Annotated in this window: 2 protein-coding genes; one reads left to right on the top strand and one right to left on the bottom strand. The window is 64.3% G+C overall.

The genetic code is table 11. From position 1 onward, the window contains the following. Positions 1-291: 291 nt before the first annotated feature. Positions 292-1,860 carry a hypothetical protein gene (locus NZM16_RS08875; RefSeq protein WP_295480000.1) on the top strand — a complete coding sequence of 523 codons (1,569 nt, stop codon included), beginning with the start codon at positions 292-294 and terminating at the stop codon, positions 1,858-1,860. Between the two features lie 48 nt (positions 1,861-1,908). Here NZM16_RS08875 and NZM16_RS08870 read toward each other — a convergent pair whose 3' ends face one another. Further along, complete coding sequence (locus NZM16_RS08870) at positions 1,909-2,685, bottom strand: TIGR01458 family HAD-type hydrolase (RefSeq protein ID WP_295479998.1); 777 nt, start codon at positions 2,683-2,685, stop codon at positions 1,909-1,911. Positions 2,686-2,832: the final 147 nt, after the last annotated feature.

Below are 2,832 nucleotides of genomic sequence, written 5' to 3'. Positions count from 1 at the left end.
CCCACCGAAGCGCAACCCGTTTTTTGAAGGGGTGCTTCAAGCAAACCGGAGAACCGGGACGGATTCAGAGGATGACGAAACACCCGCCTACCAGGCCCTAAAAAGCCCCTCGCCAGGGGTGGCCAACGATGTGGATTAAGGCGCACTCTGTTTGTCACAAAATGGTTAATAGTTTTTAACCTTTCCTTTTCATTATAATTTTCTTACCATATGTTTTCGTAACTTTTCAGGGCGAAATACGGTCTCTTGAATAGAAATCTTGCGACGATTTGATCTGAAAGGAGGTGGACCATGAGGACCTCATGGACGCGGGCGGGGATGGCCCTGGCCATCGCCCTCCTCGCCCTGGTGGTATTGGTTTTGGGAACAGCCTGGGCGGCGGGAGGTAGCTCCGCCGGCCTCGCCGGGAAAGAAGGAAACAAGAGCGCTCCTGCCAAGGCGATGTCTCAGCCGTCTCAGGCCGGCACCAGCATCAAGGCCCACAAAACCGCCGAGGGTTTCTGGACCCATGTGATCACCTATGACTGGTCGGTCGAGAAAACCGTGATGCCGGATGCCCTCACCTTGGGCCGCGGGGAGTGGGGAGAAGTGCACTACACCATCACGGCCACCCGTCACATGGCGGCGGAGGAAGAGCGCGCCGGCGTCCGGGGCTCCATCTGCGTGACCAACACTGGAGAGAGGGCTACTGAAGGATTGGCTATCACCGATGTGGTGGAATACAAGAATCCCCCGGCAGTGACGGACTGGACGCCCTTCATCACCGTGACCGTCGATGTCCACGTGAATCCGGTGCTGGATCCTGGGGAGTCCTATTGTTATCCCTACGAGATCTCCTTCACACCCCTTCCAGGCGTTACCCAGTATCGCAACCACGCGATCGTGACCATCCTGAACCACTCCGGCTGGTTGCCAGACGATCCGAACTGTCCCGGCCCGGCGAAATGCCCCTTCGGGCCAGAGCCGAAGGAGGGATTCTCGTTGCCGACGCAGCCCACCCGCGTTGAGATCGATGAGTCGGCGACGGTGCGCGACGAGGAGCACTGCCCCTCCGGCTTCGCCTGCATGCCAAGCGCGACCGGGCCGTGGGCGTTCTCTGATTCCGGTTCTGTTTCGTTCCACAAGACCATCACCAATGTAAGCGCCTGCGATGTCAAGGCTGTGCTCCACAACGTGGCCACCCTCACCGAATCGGACACCCACGAGACCCGCAAGGCGGAGGCGGTGGTCCACCTGACGGCACCGCCCTGCCCGGTGGGCTGCGTGCTAACCCAGGGCTTCTGGAAGACGCACCCCGACGCCTGGCCGAAGGGCCATCATCCGAACGATCTCTTCTTCCGCAGCGGCAAGACCTGGATGCAGGTTCTGTGGACGGCGCCACGGGGCGATGCCTACTACATCCTGGCCCATCAATACATCGCCGCGGTTTTGAACGTGGCCAACGGCGCAGTGCCGCCGCGCGAGGTTGCGGAGGTCATCTATAAGGCCGGAGAGTGGTTTGCGGCAAACTTCCCGGGCGTCTCCCCCTCCAGCGAGGTGGGCCGGATGCTGATTCGCTGGTCGGAGGTTCTGGCGGCCTTCAATGAGGGATGGATGGGCGTCCCGTATTGCAAGTATGTCGAGGCCGGGCCGGCGAACCCGCCGAAGAAGGGCGGCCAGCGACCGGAGATGCCGCCGGGGCTGGAGAAGCGACCGGAGACACCGCCCGGGCTGGAGAAGCGGCCGGCGACTCCGCCCGGATTGGAGAACCGCCCCAAGAACCCGCCGGGGAGTCCCCCGGATCAACGCCCGGAGATGCCGCCGGGCCAGGAGCACCGCCCCAGCACCCCGCCGGGCCAGGAGAAAGGGAAAGGCAAGTAAGAACCCTCCCGCGATGGGGGCCGCCTTCGGCGGCCCCCATCGCGCTCCTCATCCCAGCCACGCCGGAAGCTCCGCGATAGAGGTCAGGACCGCGTCCGGGCGGATCCGGCCTTCCAGATCCGCCGGCCGGAACTTCCCGGTCCGCACCAGGATCCCCTGCATCCCCACCGTCTGCGCCCCGCCCACATCGATTTCGATATCATCCCCTACCATGACGACCTGCCCCGGCGATATCCCCAGGTCCTCCAGGACCATCTGGAAGAACGCAGGGGCGGGTTTGCCGAGGATCATGGCCTTCCGGCCAGTGGCCTCCTCCAGCGCGGCGACAAACGGCCCCACATCCAGCCGGGGTCCATCGGCCGCCTGGTAATAGCGGGTCCGCCCCAGACCGATGAGCCCCGCACCCTGCTCCAGGATCAGCCGGAAAGCCCGGTTCAGCCGCCCAAAGGTCCACCCTTCCCCCAGGTCGCCGATCACCACGTAATCCGGCCGCTGATCCTCTTCCGGGATCCCCGCGAAATCCTCCCGAGCCCCGTCTGGGACCAGCAGATAGGCCCGGGCCTGGCGCCGGCGCAAGAAGCGCCCGGCAGCCCAGGGCGGGCTGTAGATCTCATCGGGCGCGGCCGGAAATCCCATGCGCTGGAGCCGATCGGCCAGGGCGCGACGGCTGCGGGTGGTGGTGTTGGTGACGAAGCGGACTGCGAGGCCCCGTGCCCTCAGGGTGCGCACCGCCTCCCCAGCGCCTGGGATCACCCCTTCCGCGGCGTAGAGGGTGCCATCCAGATCCAAGAGGACCGCCGTTATATCCTTTCGAGGAGATCCCATAAGGCCTCCATTCAGCGAAGGGCCCTTCCCCCTCCCCGTGGCCCTGTGGGCCGCAGGGAGGGGGAGAAAAGACTTCCTCGGGGGCAGAGAGCCTTTGGCCCCGCCTCGCACCCCGAACCCCTAAAACAACGATGCGTTCGGAGCGTT

This window comes from Thermoflexus sp., assembly GCF_025055495.1.
GTDB lineage: Bacteria > Chloroflexota > Anaerolineae > Thermoflexales > Thermoflexaceae > Thermoflexus.
The sequence above is the reverse complement of the archived record's forward strand: the minus strand, read 5'-3'. Positions and strand labels throughout refer to the sequence as shown.

What these genes read in the sequence shown, in the direction of transcription:
- NZM16_RS08875 (WP_295480000.1), top strand. Translation starts at nt 292, where the DNA reads ATGAGGACCTCATGGACGCGGGCGGGGATGGCCCTGGCCATCGCCCTC.
- NZM16_RS08870 (WP_295479998.1), bottom strand. Translation starts at nt 2,685, where the DNA reads ATGGGATCTCCTCGAAAGGATATAACGGCGGTCCTCTTGGATCTGGAT.